Raw genomic sequence first — 18,929 nt, 5'->3', positions numbered from 1 at the left:
GGAGTAGGAAAAACTATGGCTTTCAAGACGCTGGACGAACTGCTTTCCGAGGGTGTGGAGTCCCGCCACGTGCTCGTGCGCTCCGACTTCAACGTCCCGCTGGACGACGAAGGAAACATCACGGACCCGGGCCGCATTACCGCTTCGCTGCCGACCATCCGCGCGCTGGTCGACGGCGGCGCCAAGATCATCCTGACCGCCCACCTGGGCCGCCCGCAGGGCGAGGTCAACCCGAAGTACTCCTTGGCTCCGGTCGCGGAGGCCCTGTCCGAGGCCCTGGGGCAGTACGTCGCCTTGGCTGGTGATGTCTGCGGCGAGGACGCCCACGAGCGCGCCAACGGCCTGAACGACGGCGACGTCGTCCTGCTGGAAAACGTCCGTTTCGACCCGCGCGAAACTTCCAAGGACGAGGCCGAGCGCGAAGCCTTCGCCGCTGAGTTGGTCGCCCTGGCCGCCGACAATGGCGCTTTCGTCTCCGATGGCTTCGGCGTGGTCCACCGCGCCCAGGCCTCCGTCTACGACGTCGCCAAGAAGCTCCCGGCCTACGCTGGCAAGCTGGTCCAGAAGGAGCTGAACGTACTTTCCACCGTGGCGAGGGAGCCGGAACACCCCTACGTCGTCGTCCTGGGCGGCGCCAAGGTCTCCGACAAGCTGGGCGTCATCGAGGCGCTGGCCGGCAAGGCCGACAAGATCATCATCGGCGGCGGAATGTGCTACACCCTGCTCGCGGCCAAGGGCTACAACGTGCAGAAGTCCCTGCTCCAGGAGGGCCAGATTGACAACTGCCGCGACCTGCTCGAGCGCTTCGGCGACAAGATCGTCCTGCCGGTCGACCTGGTCTCCGCCACCGAGTTCGCCGCCGACGCCGAGCACGAGACCACCTCGGTCTCCGAGATCCCGGAGGGCTGGATGTCCCTGGACATCGGCCCGAAGACCGTCCAGGAATTCGCCTCCGTGCTGGCCGAGTCCAAGACTGTGTTCTGGAACGGCCCGATGGGCGTTTTCGAGATGGAGGCCTTCTCCCGCGGCACCGCCGGCGTGGCCCAGGCCATCATCGACGCCACCAAGGCCAACGGGTCCTTCACCGTGGTCGGCGGCGGCGACTCCGCGGCCTCTGTGCGCGCTCTGGGCCTGGACGAGGACGGCTTCAGCCACATCTCCACCGGCGGCGGCGCCTCGCTGGAGTTCCTGGAAGGCAAGGAACTGCCGGGCGTTTCCGTCCTCGAAGCCTAGCTTGCGCACGCCCCGCGTGACCGCGCGGGCAGCCTCCGTTTAAACCCCTAAGAAAGGACCACCACGTCATGGCACGTAAACCGCTTATCGCGGGCAACTGGAAGATGAACCTCGACCACATTGAGGCCATCGGTTCGGTGCAGAAATTCGCCTTCTCCTTGCCGAAGGAATACTACGAGGAGGCGGACGTGGCCTTCCTCGTGCCGTTCACGGATCTGCGCACCATCCAGACCCTGGTCGACGGGGACAAGCTGAAGATCACCTACGGCGCGCAGGACGTCTCTCGCCATGAGTCCGGCGCCTTCACCGGCGAGGTCTCCGCCCACATGCTGTCCAAGCTGGGGGCTAGCTGGGCTATAGTCGGCCACTCCGAGCGGCGCCAATACCACTACGAGACGGACGAGACCGTGGCGCAGAAGGCCGCGGCGGCACTGAGCCAGGGCATTAGTCCGATCGTCTGCGTGGGCGAGCCGCTCGACGTGCGTGAGGCCGGCACCCACGTGGACTTCGTGGTCAACCAGACGCGCAACTCGCTGACCGGCCTGGACAAGGAGCAGCTGGCCAAGGTCGTCGTGGCCTACGAGCCGGTTTGGGCTATCGGAACCGGCAAGGTTGCCTCCGCCGCCGACGCGCAAGAAGTCTGCGCCGCCATCCGCGGCGTGCTGGGTGAGCTGGCCGGCGAGGAGACCGCGCAGGAGATGCGCATCCTCTACGGCGGTAGCATGAAGATCGACTCCGCGGCCGAGCTGGTCAGCCAGCCGGACGTGGACGGCGGCTTGGTCGGCGGCGCCTCCCTGGTGGGCGAGGACTTCGCCAAGCTGGTGGCCAACGCCGGCAACGCCGTCAACTAATACACCCACCCGCCCCGGGGCCGCCTCTGCGGTGCCGGGGCTTCGGCGGGGCGCTACTACTGCCATGGTGGCAGGTGGTGTAGACTAGCCGGAGTACATAAAGCGCTGGAGCGTGCCGCGCATCGACCGCGCCTGCTGGCCGGCGCCCAGACCTTTCGGCCTCTTCGAGAAGCAAGGAATTTTAATGACCCTGGCATTGCAGATCATCCTGGTTATCGCAGCAGTCTTGATGTCTGTGTTCGTCCTGCTCCACAAGGGCAAGGGCGGCGGCCTTTCTAGCCTGTTCGGCGGCGGGGTGCAGTCTAACCTGTCTGGTTCCACCGTCGTGGAAAAGAACCTGGACCGCGTGACCGTCGTGCTGGTCATCATCTGGCTCGGCTGCGTGATCGGCCTGAACCTGATCACTGCCTACAGCTAAACCGCGGTCCGCGGGGCGCTTCCGCGCCGCCGCACACGCCGCGCAGATAAAAAGCACCGCCTAGCTGGTATCCCCAGTTAGGCGGTGCTTTTGGCGGTAGTTCCTGGCTTTCCTGGCTACTGCGCGGCGGCGTCGTCGGCCAGGTAGAGGCGGGTGGCGCGCTCGCCCTGGGCGCCGGCGGCCGGCCACTCGAGGGCGTCCGCTCGGTCGATGACGTGCTGGGCGGCCTCGGCCTTTTCCTGACCGCTGACCAGCAGCCAGACCTGCTCAGCTCGGCGGATGGCCGGCAGGGTCAGGCTGGCGCGCTCGGCCGGGGGCTTGGGGGAATCGGTCACTGCGACCACCAGGCTTTCCTGCTCCCGCACCGCCGGGGTGTGGGGGAAAAGCGAGTTGATATGGCCCTCACCACCCATGCCCAAAAGGTGGAGGTCGAAACCGCCAGGGGCGTACTCGTTTAGCACCGCGGCGTAATCCGCGGCGGCCTGCTCAAGGTCGGCCTCGCCCAAGCCGTAGCCGTGGATGTGGGAATCCGGGATGTCGACGTGATCGAGCAGGGCGGCGCGGGCCTGGCCCTCGTTGGACTCGGGATCATCGATGGCCATGTTGCGCTCGTCGCCGAAGAAGACGTGCACGCGGGACCAGTCCACCTGCAAGGCCGGGAAATCCTCGCCTTGGGCCTGCGCGGCGTCGGCGAAGCGGCGTAGCTGCTCGAGCATCCCGATGCCGGCGCTGCCGCCGGTCAGCACCACGCGGGCGACCCCGTCGCCGTGGCGTCCGCCGCCGGGCGCTTGGCAGGCGGCGACCAGATCGATGAAATCGAGTGCGGCCTGCTCGGTGAGGGCAGCCTTGTCCGAAACGCGGTGAATATCGACCATCTGCGCGAGCCTTCCTTTCTAGACGTAGCTCACGCGCGGCAGGGCGCGCAGAGCGTTGGCGAAAATCTGATCGGTGTCCAAGTGGCGTAGCTCCTCGGCGAGCACCTCGGCTTGGGAACGCACGCTCAGCGCCACCAGCGAGGTGGGCGAGTTCGGCACGGACAGCTCGACGCTGCCGTGGTCGACCACCGTCAGGCTGATGTCCCCGGAATCCCGGTGGAAGATGAGCTTGGAGATGGGGAAGTGGTGGTGCAGACTCGGGTCGTCCGCGGCGCGGCGCACGGCCACGCCCAGGCGGTCGGCCAGCCAGCCGGCGGCCAGATCCACGGCCGGGTGCGACTGGGGCCCGGAGATGGTCACGGAGCCGACTGGCTCGTGCGGCAGACGGTCCAGGGCGGAAGCCACGATGCCGCGCCACAGGGTGATCATTGCCCAGGACATGTCGGAATCGCCCGGCTGGTAGCCGTCGGAGAGCTGCTGGAGCATCTGCGGGGTGGGGCTGTCCGAATAGGCGATATCGGTGATGCGGCGCTGCGCCAGGCTGCCGATGGGGGCTTCGGCCGGCGAGTCCGGGTACCGCGTCGGCCACCAGGCCACGATCGGGGTATCGGGCAGCAGCAGCGGGGTGACGACGGCCTCAGCCTGGTGAGCGAGCTCGCCGTGCAGGCGCATGATGACGATCTCGGAGGCGCCGGCCTCGCCGCCGACGCGCAGCTCGGCGTCCAGGCTGGTTTCGGCCGCCGGGTCCTCGGAGATGACAACCAGCACGCGGGCCGGATGCTCGTGGGAGGCGTCCCGGATAGAGTCGAGGATGACGTTGATGTCATCGCCCTGGTATGCGGAGACAATCAAGGTCAGCACACGGCCGGTGGTCAGCGTGTAGTGCTCCTGGGCCTCGACCAGCTTCTTGGAGATGTCGCGCGTGGTGGTATCTGGCAAGGGGATAATCATGGCAAATGTCTCTTTTCGCTCGAACTCTTAAGGACGGCGCCAGGAGTGACCCCGGCGGCGCAGCATCTTGTCGGCGGACTCCGGGCCCCAGGTGCCGGCCGGGTACTCGTCCGGGCGGCCTGCCTCGGCCCAGTAATCGAGGATGGGGTCCAGGATCGCCCAGGACAGCTCGACTTCCTCGTTGGTGGGGAAGAGCGAGGACTCGTCCAGCAGCGCGTCGAGGATGAGCCGCTCGTAGGCCTCCGGGGATTCCTCGGTAAAAGCCTCGGCGTAGGCGAAGTCCATGTTCACGTCGCGGACCTCCATCGTGGAGCCCGGCACCTTGGAACCAAAGCGCATGGTCACGCCCTCGTCTGGCTGGACGCGGATCACCACGGCGTTCTGGCCCAGCGCATCCGCCTGGCCGTTCTGGAAGGGCTGGTGCGGGGCGTGCTTGAAGACCAAGGCAATCTCGGTCACGCGGCGCCCCAGGCGCTTGCCGGTGCGCAGGTAGAACGGCACGCCGCCCCAGCGGCGGGAGTTGACCTCCAGCGTGCAGGCCGCGTAGGTCTCCGTCGTCGACTCCGGGTCGAAGCCTTCCTCCTCGCGCAGGCCCTTGACGTATTCCGAGCCCTGCCAGCCGGCGGTGTACTGGCCGCGGGCGGTGGTCTTGTTCAGCGGGTGCACCGGCGTCGTGGCGCGCAGCACCTTGGTCTTCTCGGCCTGCAGGGCCTCCGGCTCGAAGGAGGAGGGCTCCTCCATGGCCACTAGCGCCAGCAGCTGCAGCAGGTGGTTCTGGATGACGTCGCGGGCGGCGCCGATGCCGTCGTAGTAGCCGGCGCGGCCGCCCAGCCCGATGTCCTCGGCCATGGTGATCTGAACGTGGTCGATGTAGTGGGCGTTCCACATCGGCTCAAAGATTTGGTTGGCGAAGCGCAGGGCCATGATGTTCTGGACCGTTTCCTTGCCCAGGTAGTGGTCGATACGGAAGACCGACTGCTCCGGGAAGACCGCGTTGACGACCTCGTTGAGCTCCCGGGCCGACTTCTGGTCGTGGCCGAAGGGCTTTTCGATGATGACCCGGCGCCACGTGTTGTCGGAGCTGTTAGCCATGCCGACGCGCTCGAGCTGGTGGCAGATGCTAGAGAAAAACTCCGGCGGGACGGACAGGTAATAGGCCCAGTTTCCACCGTTACCGCGGGCGGTATCCAGCTCGCTCAGGCGGGCCGAGAGCTTGTCGAAGCCGGCGTCGTCGAAACCGCCCGTGACGAACTCGACGCCCTGAGCCAGGTGCTGCCAGACGTGCTCGCGGAATTCGGTGCGGGCCCCGGCTTGGACGGCTTTAAGGACGTAGTCGGCGAACGCCTGCTTGTCCCAGTCGCGGCGGCCGTAGCCGACCAGGGTGAAGCCGGCCGGCAGGAGGCCGCGGTTGGCCAGGTCGTAGATGGCCGGCAGGAGCTTTTTCCGTGCCAGATCGCCGGTAACGCCGAAGATGACCATGCCGGAGGGGCCAGCAATGCGGGGTAGGCGTTTGTCTCTTTCATCCCTTAACGGGTTGTCCCAAGAACTGGGGTCTGACACGGGAAATCCTTTCGCCGGAGATTAAGAAGACAATATTTATTTTAAGGTTGCGGTTACCCATTGTAGCGAGGAGCGCACCGCCGGTTTACTTCGGCGGTGCGCTGCGAATCGCGGCTTGAGGGGGGACACAACGCCGACCTTCAGGCGGGCGGAGGACAGTCCTTAGAGCTTCGCGGACATGGTCTCCAGCAGCTCGTTCCAGGAGGCCACGAACTTGTCGACGCCCTCCTGCTCGAGTTGCTCGTAGACCTCCTCGAGGGAGACCAGTTGGGCCGCGCGCCCGCAGGTGCTGTTGGCGGTCTCCAGCATGCCGGTCAGGGCGTCGCCCAGGCGCACGTCCGTGTCCAGGAACGCGTCCAGGGTGGCCTCCGGCATGGTGTTGACGGTCTCCGGGCCGGCCAGCTCGGTTACGTACAGGGTGGCCGGGTACTCCGGGTTCTTCACGCCGGTAGAAGCCCACAGCGGGCGCTGGAAGTTCGCGCCGGCCGGCAGCGGATCCGGGGCGGGGAGGTGCTCCGGGTGGAGGAAGGCCGACTCGAAGAAGCCGTAGCAGAGCTTGGCCTCGGCCAGGCCGACCTGGCCGCGCAGCTGTAGCGCCTCAGGCGTACCGATTTCCTCTAGGCGCTTGTCGACCTCGGTGTCGATGCGGGAGATGAAGATAGAGGCGACCGAGAAGATCTTAGTCACGTCCAGGCCGGCGGCCTCCGCGCGGCGGATGCCCTCCTTGTAGCGGTCGACGACCTTGACGTAGCGCTTCAGGGAGAAAATCAGGGTCACGTTGACGCAGATGCCCTCCGCCAACGCATCCTCGATGGCCTCCAGCGAGCCGTCGGTCGCCGGGATCTTAATCATCGCGTTGGGGCGATCGACCTGCTTCCACAGGTCGCGGGCCTGGTTCAAGGTGGCCTCGGCGTCGTCGGAGATACGCGGGTCGACCTCGATGGACACGCGGCCGTCCTCGCCGTTGCTGTCGACGAAGACGTCGTGCAGCTCGTCGCAGGCGGCGCGCACGTCGTCGATGGCCAGGCTGTAGACGGCCTCGTCCACGGCCGCGCCCTGCTCCTTGAGCTTGGCGATGTCGGCATCGTAGGCCGTGCCTTGGGACATGGCCTTGGCGAAGATGGTCGGGTTGGTCGTCACCCCGACCACGCTCTTGGTGTCGATGAGTTCGCGGAGGTTACCGGACTGCAGACGCTGGCGGGACAGATCATCCAGCCACGTCGAGGTGCCCATCTGGGCGAGCTTGTCAACGTTGTTCATGTGCGTTCTCCTTAAGGAAAATCTCGGGTTAGGTAGCTCGGTCGGGCGGGTAAAAACTACGCGCGGGCGGCGGCCAGGGACTGCTGAGCAGCCTCTACGACGGCCTGGGCGGTGAAGCCGAACTTCTCGAAGAGCTCCTCCGCCGGGGCGGAAGCACCGTAGTGCTCGAGGGAGATGTTGCGGCCGAAGGTGCCGGTGTACTTGTGCCACGGCTGTGCTACCGCGGCCTCCACGGACACGCGGGCCCGGACCTTGGCCGGCAGCACCTGCTCGTGGTATTCGGCGTCCTGCTCCTCGAACCACTCGAGGCACGGGGCGGAGACCACGCGGGTGGGCACGGACTGCTCCTCGAGCACCTTGGCGGCCTCGACGGCGTATTGGACCTCGGAGCCGGTGGCAATCAGGATGACATCAGGTTCGCCGCTGGTGGCCTCGACCAGGGTGTAGGCGCCGCGGCGCACGCCCTCGGCGGCCTTTTCCGCGGTGCCCTCCAGGATGGGCAGATTCTGGCGGGTCAGCGACAGGCCCTTCGGGGCGGCCGGTCGCTCCAGGGCGGCGGCCCAGGCCTGGGCGGTCTCGTTCGCGTCCGCCGGGCGGATCACCGCCAGGTTCGGCACCGCGCGCAGGGCGGCCAGGGTCTCGACCGGCTGGTGGGTCGGGCCGTCCTCGCCCAGGCCGATGGAGTCGTGGGTCCAGACGTAGTAGGTATCCGTGGACATCAGGGCGCCCAGGCGGATGGCCGGGAATTGGTACTCGGAGAAGATCAGGAAGGTGCCGCCGTAGACGCGCGTGTTGCCGTGCAGGGCGATGCCGTTCATGATCGCTGACATCGCGTGCTCGCGGATGCCGAAGTGGAGGTTGCGGCCGTAAGGCTGGGCGGACCAGGCGTCGGTGGTGATGGCGGTCGGGCCGAAGGAATCCGCGCCCTTGATCACGGTGTTGTTGGAACCGGCCAGGTCGGCCGAGCCGCCCCACATCTCCGGCAGGGCAGCGGCCAGCGCCTGGATGGTCGCCTCCGAGGCCTTGCGGGTAGCCAGCGGCTTGTCCTCGGTAGACCAGGTCGGCAGCTCGGCCGCGAAGTCCTCCGGCAGCTGGCGGGCCTGCATCCGGTCGAAGAGCTGCTTGGCCTCCGGGTTCTTTTCCGCCCAGGCGTCGAAGCGCTGCTGCCAGCCCGCGTGGGCCTGCGCGCCGCGCTCGACCAGCCCGCGGGTGTGCTCGAGCACGTCGGCGTCGATGTGGAAGGTCTCCTGCGGGTCGAAGCCCAGGATCTCCTTGGTGGCGGCGACCTCGTCGTCGCCCAGGGCGGCGCCGTGGGCGCCGCCGGTGTTCATCTTGTTCGGCGCTGGGTAGCCGATGACGGTCTTGACGCGGATGAAGGAGGGCTTGTCGGTGACCTTCTGGGCCTCGCGCGCCGCCTTCTCGATGGCCACGACGTCCTCGCCGGAATCGACGGTCTGGACGTGCCAGCCGTAAGCCTCGTAGCGGGCGACGACGTCCTCGTTGAAGGCGATGTTGGTGTCGTCCTCGATGGAGATGCGGTTGTCGTCCCAGAAGACGATCAGGTTGCCCAGCTGCTGCGTGCCCGCCAGGGAAGAGGCCTCGGAGGTCACACCCTCCTGCAGGTCGCCGTCGGAAGCGATGACGTAGACGAAGTGATCGAAGGGGGACTCACCGGCGGGAGCCTCCGGGTCGAACAGCCCGCGCTCCTTGCGGGCGGCCATGGCCATGCCCACCGACGAAGCCAGGCCTTGGCCCAGCGGGCCGGTGGTGATTTCGACGCCGTCGGTGTGGTGAACCTCCGGGTGGCCCGGGGTGCGCGAACCCCAGGTGCGCAGGGCCTTCAGATCGTCCATCTCCAGGCCGAAACCGCCCAGGAAGAGCTGGATGTACTGGGTAAGGGAGGAGTGGCCCACGGACAAGACGAAGCGGTCGCGGCCGGCCCAGTCCTTATCCTGCGGATCGTGGTTGAGGATCCGCTGGTACAGCGTGTAGGCCAGCGGCGCGAGCGACATCGCGGTACCCGGGTGCCCGGACCCGCAGTTCTGTACGGCGTCGGCGGCAAGCACGCGGATGGTGTCGACCGCGCGGGTGTCGCGGTCGGTCCAATCCTCGGGGTAGCGGCGCTCGGTCATGGCCTGCAGCTCAGGCGACAAGGTAATTTCCGACACGGTAAATGGTCCTTACTAGCTCGGTGTCTTAAATGCTTAGAAAATTCCTCCCTCAGTCTAGTGAACTTTGCGTCCCCAAGGGAGCACCTCCGGGCGCATCTACCGAAGGCGGGGGCGAATTGTGCTTGCCGACAGTGACCGGCCCGGCGGTGGGGCGCCGCACGGGAGCGGTGCGTGCTCGCCCTGAACAGGGGTCACACCGCACGTGACCGCCCGGGCAGGGCGCTCGGTGGACTGCCGCCGGCTGGTGTCGAGGTGTCTCGACACGGCAGCGGAGAGAATTTAAGGTTTATCAGCCAAACGTTGTAGGCTGGCAGGGATAGGAAAGGCTGGGGCTGGACCAGAGCGCTCTTTTTCGCGGCGCGCCTAGTCCGATTAACGCTCCGTCGTAGTCTTCCCACCCGCCGGCGTTGTGAAGTTGGTAACGAATCACGGCGTGCGCGGAACTATCGCCCGCGAAGGAGCGACCACTTAACTGCGGCCTTTAGCGGCCGCCTTTTGACCACCAACCCGCTCGTGCCCAGGACGCTGGAGGATGATTCCTTGGAGACCATCAAGGCCTATTTTGCGCTGACTAAACCGAGGATCATCGAACTCCTCCTCGTCGCAGCAATTCCGGCGATGCTCCAGGCGCAGCGCGGTTTCGAGGCCGTCAGCGACAATATCTGGCTCATCCTCTCCACGCTCTTTGGCGGCTGGATGGGCGCGGCGGCCGCGCACACGTTCAACAACGTGGTGGACTACGACCTCGACCAGAAGATGCAGCGCACCCGCGCCCGCCCGCTGGTCCGCGCCAAGATCAGCAAGCGCAACGCCGCCATCTTCGCCTGGATCATGCTGGCGCTGTCCATATTCTGGCTCGGCGTTATCGCCAACTCCTGGCTCGCCGCCTTCTTCGTCATCCTGACGAACCTGTTCTACGTCTTCGTCTACACCAAGTTTTTGAAGATGCGCAACGCCCAGAACATCGTCTGGGGCGGGCTGGCCGGCTGCATGCCGGCGATGGTCGGCTGGGCCGTCATCAAGGACAATGCCCCGGCCGACGAGCCGGGCCAATGGTGGCAGGCCATCGTCTTATTCCTCATCATCTTCTTCTGGACCCCGCCGCACACCTGGGCGCTGGCCATGAAGTACAAGGAAGACTACCGCCGCGCCGGCGTCCCGATGCTGCCCGTGGTGGCCTCCGACCAGGAGGTCACCCGCCAGATCGTCTGGTACACCATCGGCACCGTCATCGTGTCCTGGCTCATCGTCCCGGCTACCTCCTGGATCTACCTGGTGGTCGCGGTGCTCTCCGGTGCCGCCTTCCTGTGGATGGCCATCCGCCTGCATCAGGGCGTCAAGGGCGGGCAGACCGTTAAGCCCATGCGCTTGTTCATCTACTCGAACAACTACCTGTCCGTGCTCTTTATCGGCCTGTCCATCGACGCCATCCTGGGCTGGCAGACCGTCGGCGGGGCCCTCGGCTTCTAGACCGCGCGGAGACTCGGGAGCGCACAGCACGAAACCCAGTCCGTCCTACCTTTGGTGGAAGAATCCACCGGGTGGTAGGCGGGCTGGGTTTTTAAGCGCTTGAGGCGCTAGGCGTGGGGGTTGAGGACGATGGAGCCGGTGGTCTTGCGGGCCTGCAGATCGCGGTGGGCCTGCTCGGCCTGCTCGAGCGGGTACTCGTTGCTCACGCGCAGGGTCAGCTGGCCGCTGCGGATCATCTCGACGACGGCCTGGGAGCGCTTCTGGAACTCGGCATCGGTAGCCGTGTAAGCGGCCAGCGACGGGCGGGTCAGGAAGATCGCGCCGTGGGTGTTGAGCACCTGCGGATCGATGGGCTCAACTGGGCCGGAGGCCGCGCCGAACAGGCAGACCGTGCCGCGCGGGCGGACGACCTCGAGGGACTCCTGGAAGGTGGCCTGGCCGACGCCGTCGTAGACCACGTCGACGCCCTGGCCGCCGTTGAAACGGCGGACCTGCTCGGCCAGCACGTCGGAGTAGCGGAAGACCTGGTCCGCGCCGGCCTCGTAGGCCAGCTGTTCCTTCTCCTCGGAGGAGACCACGGAGTAGACCGTCGCGCCTAAATACTTGGCCATCTGGGTGGCCAGCAGGCCCACGCCGCCGGCGCCGGCGGTGATCAGGCAGGTGGAGCCTTCCTCCAGCTGGTAGACGCCGTGGGTGAGGTAGTGTGCCGTCATGCCCTGCAGCATCATGGACGCGGCGATATTCAGCGGGAAATCGTCCGGCACCTGGGCCATGCGGTTGCGGTCCACGCAGACCTGCTCGGCGTAGGAGCCGAAGGCGTGGTGCCAGGCCACCAGGGTGCCCTCGGCGATCTCGCCGCGCGGATCGTGGCTGACGCGGCCGACGCCTTCCAAGCCGAGGATGAACGGAACGTTGGCGTTATAGATGCCCTCGCGGTAGTAGGTGTCGATATAGTTAACCCCCGCCCGCTCGACATCCACGAGAACCTCGTTGTCGTTGGGGACGGGGGCATCCACGGACACGTACTCCAGTACTTCCGGGCCGCCGGTGCGCTTTACTTGAATAGCATGCATACATCCACGTTAACTGTTTTTAGCGCGCGGCGAGGGCAGCTTGGCGATCCGCGTAGCGCTTATCACCCTCGATCGAGCCCGTTTTGAGGCCCTCTGTACCGCCGGTACGGACGAAGCCGTAGGCGTAGAGAGCCGCGGTCAGGGCGGTGACAAGGGAGGACATCCCGATGTGCACCGGGATGGTCCAGCGGGGGATGCCCAGGCGGACCTGGATGACGCCGATGGCCCACTGAATCAAAATAGCGACCACCAGGTACCAGCCGATGTTGCGCGGGCGGGCCGCGACCCGGTTGCGGTAGAGCAGGATGATGACGACCAGGGTCAGGGCCAGGTAGACGTACATGCACATCGCGTGGACGACGGCCATGGACTCGGTGTCCAGGTGGAGTCGGCCCAGCATGCCTTCCTCGGCGTCGCCAGCGTGACGGCCCGAGCCGGTGACGAAGGTGCCGGTAATCAGCACGATGGCCAGAGCGGCCGCGGCGACGGCGGCCAGGTTGCGGATGGTATGCGGGAAGGCTTGGGTCGGGGTGCCGTCGTCCGGCTGGCGCAGGCGGGTATACAGCAGCGCGGCGATCCAGACCAGGATCATCGACGGCAGGAAGTGGATGGCCACGGCCCACCACTTCAGCTTCATGAAGACCGACAGGGCGCCGATAAGGGCCTGGACGAAGATGCCGGCGACCGAGAGCCAGGCGTAGACCTTGAGCTCCTTGCGGCGGCGCGCGCGGTGCATGGCGAAGGCGGCGGCCAGGGCGGCGGCCAGCACGACGAAGGTCAGCAGGCGGTTGCCAAACTCGATGAACTGGTGGATCAGCGGGGCGGTACCCTCCAGCGGCACCAGCGAACCGGGGTGGCAATTAGGCCACGTCACGCAGCCCAGCCCGGAGCCGGTCACGCGGACGATGGAACCGGAAACCGTAATGCCGCCCTGGCACAGCAGCAGGATGAACGCAATGATGCGCTGCTGGCGCAGGCTGGGCACGCGGTTGCGGACGAAGCCGCCCAGGCGGGAAAGGAACCCGGGGCGGGTATCACCCGAGGCGGGGGAAGCAGGGATTGTCACGTTGTTACTCACGGTCATAAGGGTACTCCGTACTCACGTCGAACTAAAAAGAAAAGTAGGTCTCAAGCTGGGTTTTTAGAAATAACTCACACTTAGCCTTCGAAACGGAACCATTTGGCCGCCGCCAACGACGCGGCCCCCGCCCAGGCGGCCAAGACAAGCATCTGTACCCAGGGTAGGTCACCGGCGAACGCGTCGGCCAGCCCGCCGGCCAGGGCCACCGTGGGCACCACGTTGAGCAGGCCGTTGGAACCCAGGCCCTGGCTGTACATCGTCCAGCCGACGACGCCGAGCAGCAAGAACCAGATGAGGTTGGCCAGCGCCAAGACGATTTCGGAGGACAGCGTCCCGCCTAAAATAAGGCCCAGGGCGGTGAAGGTGGCCACGCCGAAGAGCAGGATGACTAGCGCCAGCAGCACGCCGAGCCAGCTGGTGCGAAAGCCCAGGAGCACGGCGATGGCGCCCAGGACGACCACCTGGACGGTGACCATGGAGAGCACCGCCATGATCTTGCCGGTCACGATGGTCCAGGCGGGCACGCCGGAGGCACCAGTGCGCTTCAGGGCGCCGTAGCGGCGGTCGAAGGCCAGGGAGATGGCCTGCCCGGTAAAGCCGGCGCTGGTGGCGGCCACGGCAAGCACCATCGGGAAGATCTGGTTGAGGCTCATCTCGTCCGCCAGCAGCGGCATCCGCGCCGCGCCGAAGAGCAACAGCGCGGGGATGATGATGCTCAGCAGTAGCTGCTCGCCGTGGCGGAGCATGAGCTTGGACTCGATGGCTCCCTGGGCCCAGGCGAGCTTGGCTGCCGAGGCCCGCTGCGGGGCCGGGCGGAAGGTGCCGGGCGGGAAATCAGCGGTGCGCCCGACGGCCCGGGCGGAATCAGCAGGTGTGGTTGGTGTATCCATGGCTTTCCCCTTAACTGCGTAGTTCTCGGCCGGTGAGATCGAGGAAGACGTCCTCGAGGTTCCGGTGGGCGGTGTCGATGCGGTGGGCCAAAACGCCCTGGTTGGCCAGCGCCTGGGTCAGCCGGGCCAGCAGGTACGGGGTGCCCGCCGCGTGGACGCGGTAGTGCAGGGGCCGGATCAGGTCGAGGCTGATGCTGGAGTCGCGGGCGAAACGTTCGACGTCGATAGCCTCCTTGGTCGAGACCGTCACCTGCGGGTTCGCCGTACGCGTCATCAGTTCGCTGGGGGTTCCCTCGGCTATCAGCTCGCCGCGGTCGATGATGGCGATATAGTCCGCCAGGGCCTCGGCCTCGTCCATGAGGTGGGTGGTCAGGACGATGGTGGTGCCGTCGCGCTTGAGGGCATCGATAAGCCGCCAGACGGCGAGCCGGGATTGCGCGTCCATGCCGGCGGTCGGCTCGTCGAGGAAGACGAGCTCGGGCCGGGAGATAATCGCCAGCGCCAGGGAGAGGCGTTGTTTCTGGCCGCCGGAGAGCCGTCGGTAGGTGTTGCGGGCCACGCCCTCGAGGCCGAGCAGCTCCATCAGCCAGTCCGGGTCGTGGGGGTTCTGGTTGTAGCTGGCGGCCAGGTGCAGCATCTCGCGCACGCGGATGCCGGAATAGGAGCCGCCGCCCTGGAGCATGATGCCGATCCGGGCGCGCACTTGGTCGGCCTGGGACGTGGGATCCAGGCCCAGCACCCGGATGGACCCGGAGGTCGGGGCGATGAAGCCCTCGCACATTTCAATGGTGGTGGTCTTGCCGGCGCCGTTGGGGCCGAGCAGGCAGAGCATCTGCCCGCGGGGAACCCGCAGGTCGAGCCCATTGACGGCGGGCTTGCCGCTGTAGGTCTTGTGCACCCCGCGGAGCTCTAAAGCTAAAGATCCATCGAAAGTTCTAGTCACACCGCTCTACCTTAGGAGATCAACCCGCGATCGGCGCAATAGCACCCACCAGATTCCGCCGACTATGACGAACATTACCGCCGCGGCGAGGTAGATGAGCAGGATGGTCATCGGTGGCAACCCCAGGCCGCGGGGCAAGACAAAGAAGCTGACGATGGCCGAGTAACCGACCACAGCGGCGCGGAAGATGAGGCGGTTGGCCCAGGCGGCCAGGGGAAAGACCGCCCACAAGATGTACCAGGGGTGAACCACCGGGAAGAAGACGACCAGCACCACGGTGGAGACCCCCAGCCCGCCGACCGGGTGAATGGAGCCGCGGAAGGTGGCGAAAAGCATGCGCACCATAAACACCCCGGCGACTAGGACGCCCAGGGTGCGGGTGACCGAGAGGATGGCATCGGTGTGATCGCCTAGCCCCAGCTGCATGCCGAGGAAGCCAGTGCCCACGCCCACAGAGGTGGTCGCCGACATCCAGGACCGGATGGTCGCCGCGCCGCCCTGGCCGGTGATCCAGCCCAGGCCGATGCCCGTGAGCACGGTGACCACGGCGATGGTCGCAATGAGCAGGGCCAGGTGGATGGCGGCAGAGCAGGCGATGGCCCGCAGCGGGCTGGCGTCCCGTTGGCGGCCCAGCGTGCGGGCTAGCGTCATGCCGACGAAGCCCAAGGCGATAAAGCCGGTGACCTTGACCATGCCGGCGCAGGAGATGAGCGCGACGGACAGGGCCAGGTATCCGGTGGTTGCGCGCCCGGCGGGGTTACTAAGCCGTGCGCCAGCCGGGAGATCCGCGACCCGGTCGGCGGCGCGCAGGCCGCACTCGACGCCGACCAAAATGAGCCCCAGCATGATGGACTCGTTGTGGATGCCGCCGATGAGGTGGAGGACTGTCAGCGGGTTGAGGATGCCCAGCCACAGGGCGGTGGCGACCCCTACCCGGCAGCGCAGCGCCAACCGGGTCAGCGCCCAGCCGGCGGCGCCGACGCCCAGGATGGACAGTAGGCGGTGGGCGATAACGCCCAGGAGGATGGAGTCTTGGGTCAGCCAGCTGACCGCGCCCGCCAGCCCTAGGGCGACCGGCCCGTACGGGGAGGGGGAGTTGGCCCAGATGAACGGCACCGACCGGGCGAGCCCGTTTTCCGGGCCCAGCAGCTGTACCGGGCCCGCCGAATAGGGGTCCAGCCCGGCGACGACGATGGAGCCGTTGGCCAGGTAGGAATAGATGTCCTGGGTGAACAGGGGAGCGGTCAGGATGAGCGGGATGACCCAGCCGGCGAAGGTGCGCCAGATAAGGTGCGGGGCGATTGCGGGGTGAGTACGCTGCGCGCGGCGCAGGGGCGCGCCCACGTAGGGCGCCATCAATCCCCAGGCCACCACCAGCAGGGCCACGCCCAGAAAGACCAGGGCGGAGGCGGTCTGGAGCATGCGGGACATCAAGGAGCCGAAGGGGACGTTGTCGTAGGGGTTGCCCACCACGGGCACCGCGCCCGCGCCCAGGCCGCCGAAGGCGATGAGGAGCGCGCCGACGGTGCCCATCCACCGGAGGACGAAAAAGCCCCGCAGATGGTTGACGGAATATCGCCCCCGACTACCCCCCGCGGGATCCACCGGCAAAAGGTCGAAGCGGGAGCTTTTCTCTCCGCCCGTTGCGCGGTCCGCGCGGGCCGCCGGATCGTCGCTGGTGTGCAGCAACGCCGACCGAGAACCGGCCGTGCCCAGGCGGGGTAGTGCGGATCTCAGCGAGGCGAGACCGTCGGCGAAAATCTGTTTCATCGGCGTCTACTTTACGCACTCCACCCGCGGGGGCCCGCGGGCGGCACGCCGATAACCTGCGTTGGTGGCATTCGGGAATGAATTAGGGAACACTAGTGTTGTCTAAAGTGTTAGCCCGGGTATCGTCGGGGCTGACTCGGATACGACTTGTGAACGTGCACGGCGAGTGTGCAAGGAGGTGGAAGACATGACTGAGAAGGCGCGAGCTGCCGCGGCGGCTAGCCGGGCAAAGGAGTCCCGCTCCACGGAGGGGGATACCCGACGCCAAGTCATGCTTCTGCTACTCAAGGACGGTCCGGTCACCGCTTCGTACCTGGGAAAGCGCCTGGGGCTTTCCGCCGCGGGCGTGCGACGCCATCTAGACATCCTGGTGGAAGAGGATTTGACGGAGGTGGTCCACCGCCGGCCGCACCCCAAGTACGGGGAACCGGCCGGGCGCGGGCGCCCCGCCAAACATTTCCGCCTCACCGACAAGGGGCGGGCCCAGTTCGGGCACGCCTACGACGAACTCGCCTCCGAGGCGCTGACTGCCCTTCGGGAAGTCGGCGGCTCCGCGGCCGTCAAGCAATTTGCGAAAGCCCGCATGGAGCGGCTGCTGGCGGACGTGGAACCCTTGGTCCAGGAGGGCGAATCCGTGGAAGAGATCGCGGCGGAGCTCGCCGCGGCCTTGGACGACCACGGTTACGCCGCCACCGTGACCAGCGCGGGGCACGGAGTGCAGATTTGTCAGCACCATTGCCCCGTGGCTCACGTGGCAGCGGAGCACCCCGAGTTGTGTGAAGCGGAGCAGGAGGTCTTTTCCGCCCTGTTAGGCAAGCACGTGCAGCCTTTGGCCTCCATCGCGGACGGTCACGGGATCTGCACGACTAACATCCCCTTGACACCAATTTTTAAACGACGCAACTAATCTTCACACGCAGTGAGAAAGGAGCGGGTCATGACTCAGGCACAATCTGCGCCGGGTATCGAGGCCAAGATGACCGATGATGAAATCATCGAGTCGATCGGTGCGTACGAATATGGCTGGCACGACTCGGACGTGGCCGGTGCATCGGCACGACGTGGGCTGAGCGAGGAGGTCGTTCGTGACATCTCGCGTCAGAAGAACGAGCCCGAGTGGATGCTCAACCAGCGGCTCAAGGCCCTCAACATCTTCGAGAAGAAGCCGATTCCCACCTGGGGCCCGGATTTGTCCGGGATCGACTTCGACAACATCAAGTACTACGTCAAGTCGACCGAGGAGCAGGCCCAGACCTGGGACGATCTGCCCGCCGACATTAAGGAAACCTACGACAAGCTGGGTATCCCGGACGCCGAAAAGCAGCGTCTGGTGGCTGGCGTCGCCGCCCAGTACGAGTCCGAGGTGGTCTACCACCAGATCCGCGAGGATCTGGAGCGCCAGGGCGTTATCTTCGTCGACACCGACACCGCCCTGCGCGAGCACGAGGAGCTGTTCAAGGAATACTTCGGCACGGTCATCCCGGCCGGCGACAACAAGTTCTCCTCGCTGAACTCCGCCGTCTGGTCCGGCGGCTCCTTCATCTACGTTCCGCCGGGAGTCCACGTGGACATCCCTCTGCAGGCATATTTCCGTATCAACACGGAAAACATGGGGCAGTTCGAGCGCACCCTCATCATCGTCGATGAGGACGCTTACGTGCACTACGTCGAGGGCTGCACCGCGCCGATTTACAAGTCGGACTCCCTGCACTCCGCCGTCGTGGAGATTATCGTCAAGAAGGGCGGCCGTTGCCGTTACACGACCATCCAGAACTGGTCGAACAACGTCTACAACCTGGTGACCAAGCGCACCAAGTGTGAAGAGGGCGCGACCATGGAGTGGGTCGACGGCAACATTGGCTCCAAGGTGACCATGAAGTACCCGGCCGTCTGGCTGACCGGCGAGCACGCCCGCGGTGAGGTGCTCTCCGTCGCCTTCGCCGGCGAGGAGCAGCTCCAGGACACCGGCGCGAAAATGACGCACATGGCGCCGCACACTTCCTCGAACATCGTGTCCAAGTCCGTCGCCCGCGCCGGCGGGCGCGCGGCCTACCGCGGCCTAGTGCAGGTCAACCAGGACGCGCACCACTCGACCTCCAACGTGGAGTGCGACGCCCTGCTGGTAGACAGCATCTCGCGTTCGGACACATACCCCTACAACGACATCCGCAACGACCACGTGACCTTGGGCCACGAGGCGACCGTCTCGCAGGTGTCGGAGGAGCAGTTGTTCTACCTGATGTCGCGTGGCATCGCGGAAGAAGAAGCAATGGCAATGATCGTGCGCGGTTTCGTTGAGCCTATCGCCAAGGAGCTCCCGATGGAGTACGCCCTAGAGCTCAACCGCCTCATCGAGCTACAGATGGAAGGATCGGTGGGCTAG

General features: G+C 66.2%; 16 protein-coding genes. 6 read left to right on the top strand and 10 right to left on the bottom strand.

What is annotated here, in order from left to right:
- Positions 1-15 precede the first annotated feature (15 nt).
- The 3 genes from CCONF_RS06365 to secG all read left to right on the top strand — a co-directional run bounded on the left by CCONF_RS06365 (position 16) and on the right by secG (position 2,502).
- The gene (locus CCONF_RS06365) at positions 16-1,233 is read left to right on the top strand and encodes a phosphoglycerate kinase (protein ID WP_290221857.1); all 1,218 of its coding nucleotides are present in this window, start codon (positions 16-18) and stop codon (positions 1,231-1,233) included.
- 68 nt (positions 1,234-1,301) lie between these two features.
- Positions 1,302-2,084 (top strand): triose-phosphate isomerase, encoded by a 783-nt coding sequence (tpiA, locus tag CCONF_RS06360; RefSeq protein WP_290221854.1) that lies wholly within the window; start codon positions 1,302-1,304, stop codon positions 2,082-2,084.
- A gap of 184 nt (positions 2,085-2,268) precedes the next feature.
- Entirely contained in the window at positions 2,269-2,502 is a 234-nt protein-coding gene (secG, locus tag CCONF_RS06355; RefSeq protein WP_070768004.1) for a preprotein translocase subunit SecG, read from the top strand.
- A 116-nt stretch (positions 2,503-2,618) separates the two neighbouring features.
- Here the strand turns inward: secG and pgl are convergent, their stop codons facing one another.
- From pgl to tkt, 5 genes are all read right to left on the bottom strand, one after another.
- The gene (gene pgl / locus CCONF_RS06350) at positions 2,619-3,377 is read right to left on the bottom strand and encodes a 6-phosphogluconolactonase (RefSeq protein ID WP_290221850.1); all 759 of its coding nucleotides are present in this window, start codon (positions 3,375-3,377) and stop codon (positions 2,619-2,621) included.
- A gap of 18 nt (positions 3,378-3,395) precedes the next feature.
- A complete protein-coding gene (locus tag CCONF_RS06345; protein WP_290221848.1) occupies positions 3,396-4,328 on the bottom strand; it encodes a glucose-6-phosphate dehydrogenase assembly protein OpcA in 933 nt (310 codons plus the stop codon).
- Between the two features lie 27 nt (positions 4,329-4,355).
- Positions 4,356-5,888, bottom strand: coding sequence for a glucose-6-phosphate dehydrogenase (zwf, locus tag CCONF_RS06340; protein ID WP_290221847.1), 1,533 nt, complete (start codon positions 5,886-5,888; stop codon positions 4,356-4,358).
- Between the two features lie 162 nt (positions 5,889-6,050).
- Positions 6,051-7,148 carry a transaldolase gene (tal, locus tag CCONF_RS06335; protein ID WP_290221845.1) on the bottom strand — a complete coding sequence of 366 codons (1,098 nt, stop codon included), beginning with the start codon at positions 7,146-7,148 and terminating at the stop codon, positions 6,051-6,053.
- 56 nt (positions 7,149-7,204) lie between these two features.
- Positions 7,205-9,280, bottom strand: coding sequence for a transketolase (gene tkt / locus CCONF_RS06330; RefSeq protein WP_290226308.1), 2,076 nt, complete (start codon positions 9,278-9,280; stop codon positions 7,205-7,207).
- A gap of 579 nt (positions 9,281-9,859) precedes the next feature.
- Between tkt and CCONF_RS06325 the strand changes: the two genes are divergently transcribed.
- Positions 9,860-10,789: a heme o synthase gene (locus tag CCONF_RS06325; RefSeq protein WP_290226306.1), complete on the top strand. Its 930-nt coding sequence runs from the start codon at positions 9,860-9,862 to the stop codon at positions 10,787-10,789.
- Positions 10,790-10,896: 107 nt separating this feature from the next.
- Here the strand turns inward: CCONF_RS06325 and CCONF_RS06320 are convergent, their stop codons facing one another.
- The 5 genes from CCONF_RS06320 to mptB form a co-directional block, all read right to left on the bottom strand.
- Complete coding sequence (locus tag CCONF_RS06320) at positions 10,897-11,862, bottom strand: quinone oxidoreductase family protein (RefSeq protein ID WP_290221843.1); 966 nt, start codon at positions 11,860-11,862, stop codon at positions 10,897-10,899.
- 19 nt (positions 11,863-11,881) lie between these two features.
- A complete protein-coding gene (locus CCONF_RS06315; protein WP_290226304.1) occupies positions 11,882-12,871 on the bottom strand; it encodes a COX15/CtaA family protein in 990 nt (329 codons plus the stop codon).
- Between the two features lie 149 nt (positions 12,872-13,020).
- Complete coding sequence (locus tag CCONF_RS06310) at positions 13,021-13,833, bottom strand: ABC-2 transporter permease (protein WP_290221841.1); 813 nt, start codon at positions 13,831-13,833, stop codon at positions 13,021-13,023.
- A 10-nt stretch (positions 13,834-13,843) separates the two neighbouring features.
- On the bottom strand, positions 13,844-14,776 hold the full coding sequence (locus tag CCONF_RS06305) for an ABC transporter ATP-binding protein (RefSeq protein ID WP_435384063.1): 933 nt from the start codon (positions 14,774-14,776) through the stop codon (positions 13,844-13,846).
- Between the two features lie 6 nt (positions 14,777-14,782).
- Positions 14,783-16,546, bottom strand: coding sequence for a polyprenol phosphomannose-dependent alpha 1,6 mannosyltransferase MptB (gene mptB / locus CCONF_RS06300; protein ID WP_290221837.1), 1,764 nt, complete (start codon positions 16,544-16,546; stop codon positions 14,783-14,785).
- 187 nt (positions 16,547-16,733) lie between these two features.
- On the opposite strand from mptB, the gene CCONF_RS06295 reads away from it, so the two are divergent.
- Both CCONF_RS06295 and sufB read left to right on the top strand, forming a co-directional pair.
- Positions 16,734-17,453 carry a helix-turn-helix transcriptional regulator gene (locus CCONF_RS06295; protein ID WP_290221835.1) on the top strand — a complete coding sequence of 240 codons (720 nt, stop codon included), beginning with the start codon at positions 16,734-16,736 and terminating at the stop codon, positions 17,451-17,453.
- Positions 17,454-17,483: 30 nt separating this feature from the next.
- Positions 17,484-18,929 carry a Fe-S cluster assembly protein SufB gene (gene sufB / locus CCONF_RS06290; RefSeq protein WP_290221833.1) on the top strand — a complete coding sequence of 482 codons (1,446 nt, stop codon included), beginning with the start codon at positions 17,484-17,486 and terminating at the stop codon, positions 18,927-18,929.

The sequence above is a fragment of the Corynebacterium confusum genome (assembly GCF_030408715.1).
Lineage (GTDB): Bacteria > Actinomycetota > Actinomycetes > Mycobacteriales > Mycobacteriaceae > Corynebacterium > Corynebacterium confusum.
Note: the sequence above shows the minus strand (reverse complement) of the source record. Positions and strands in the feature narration are given on the sequence as shown.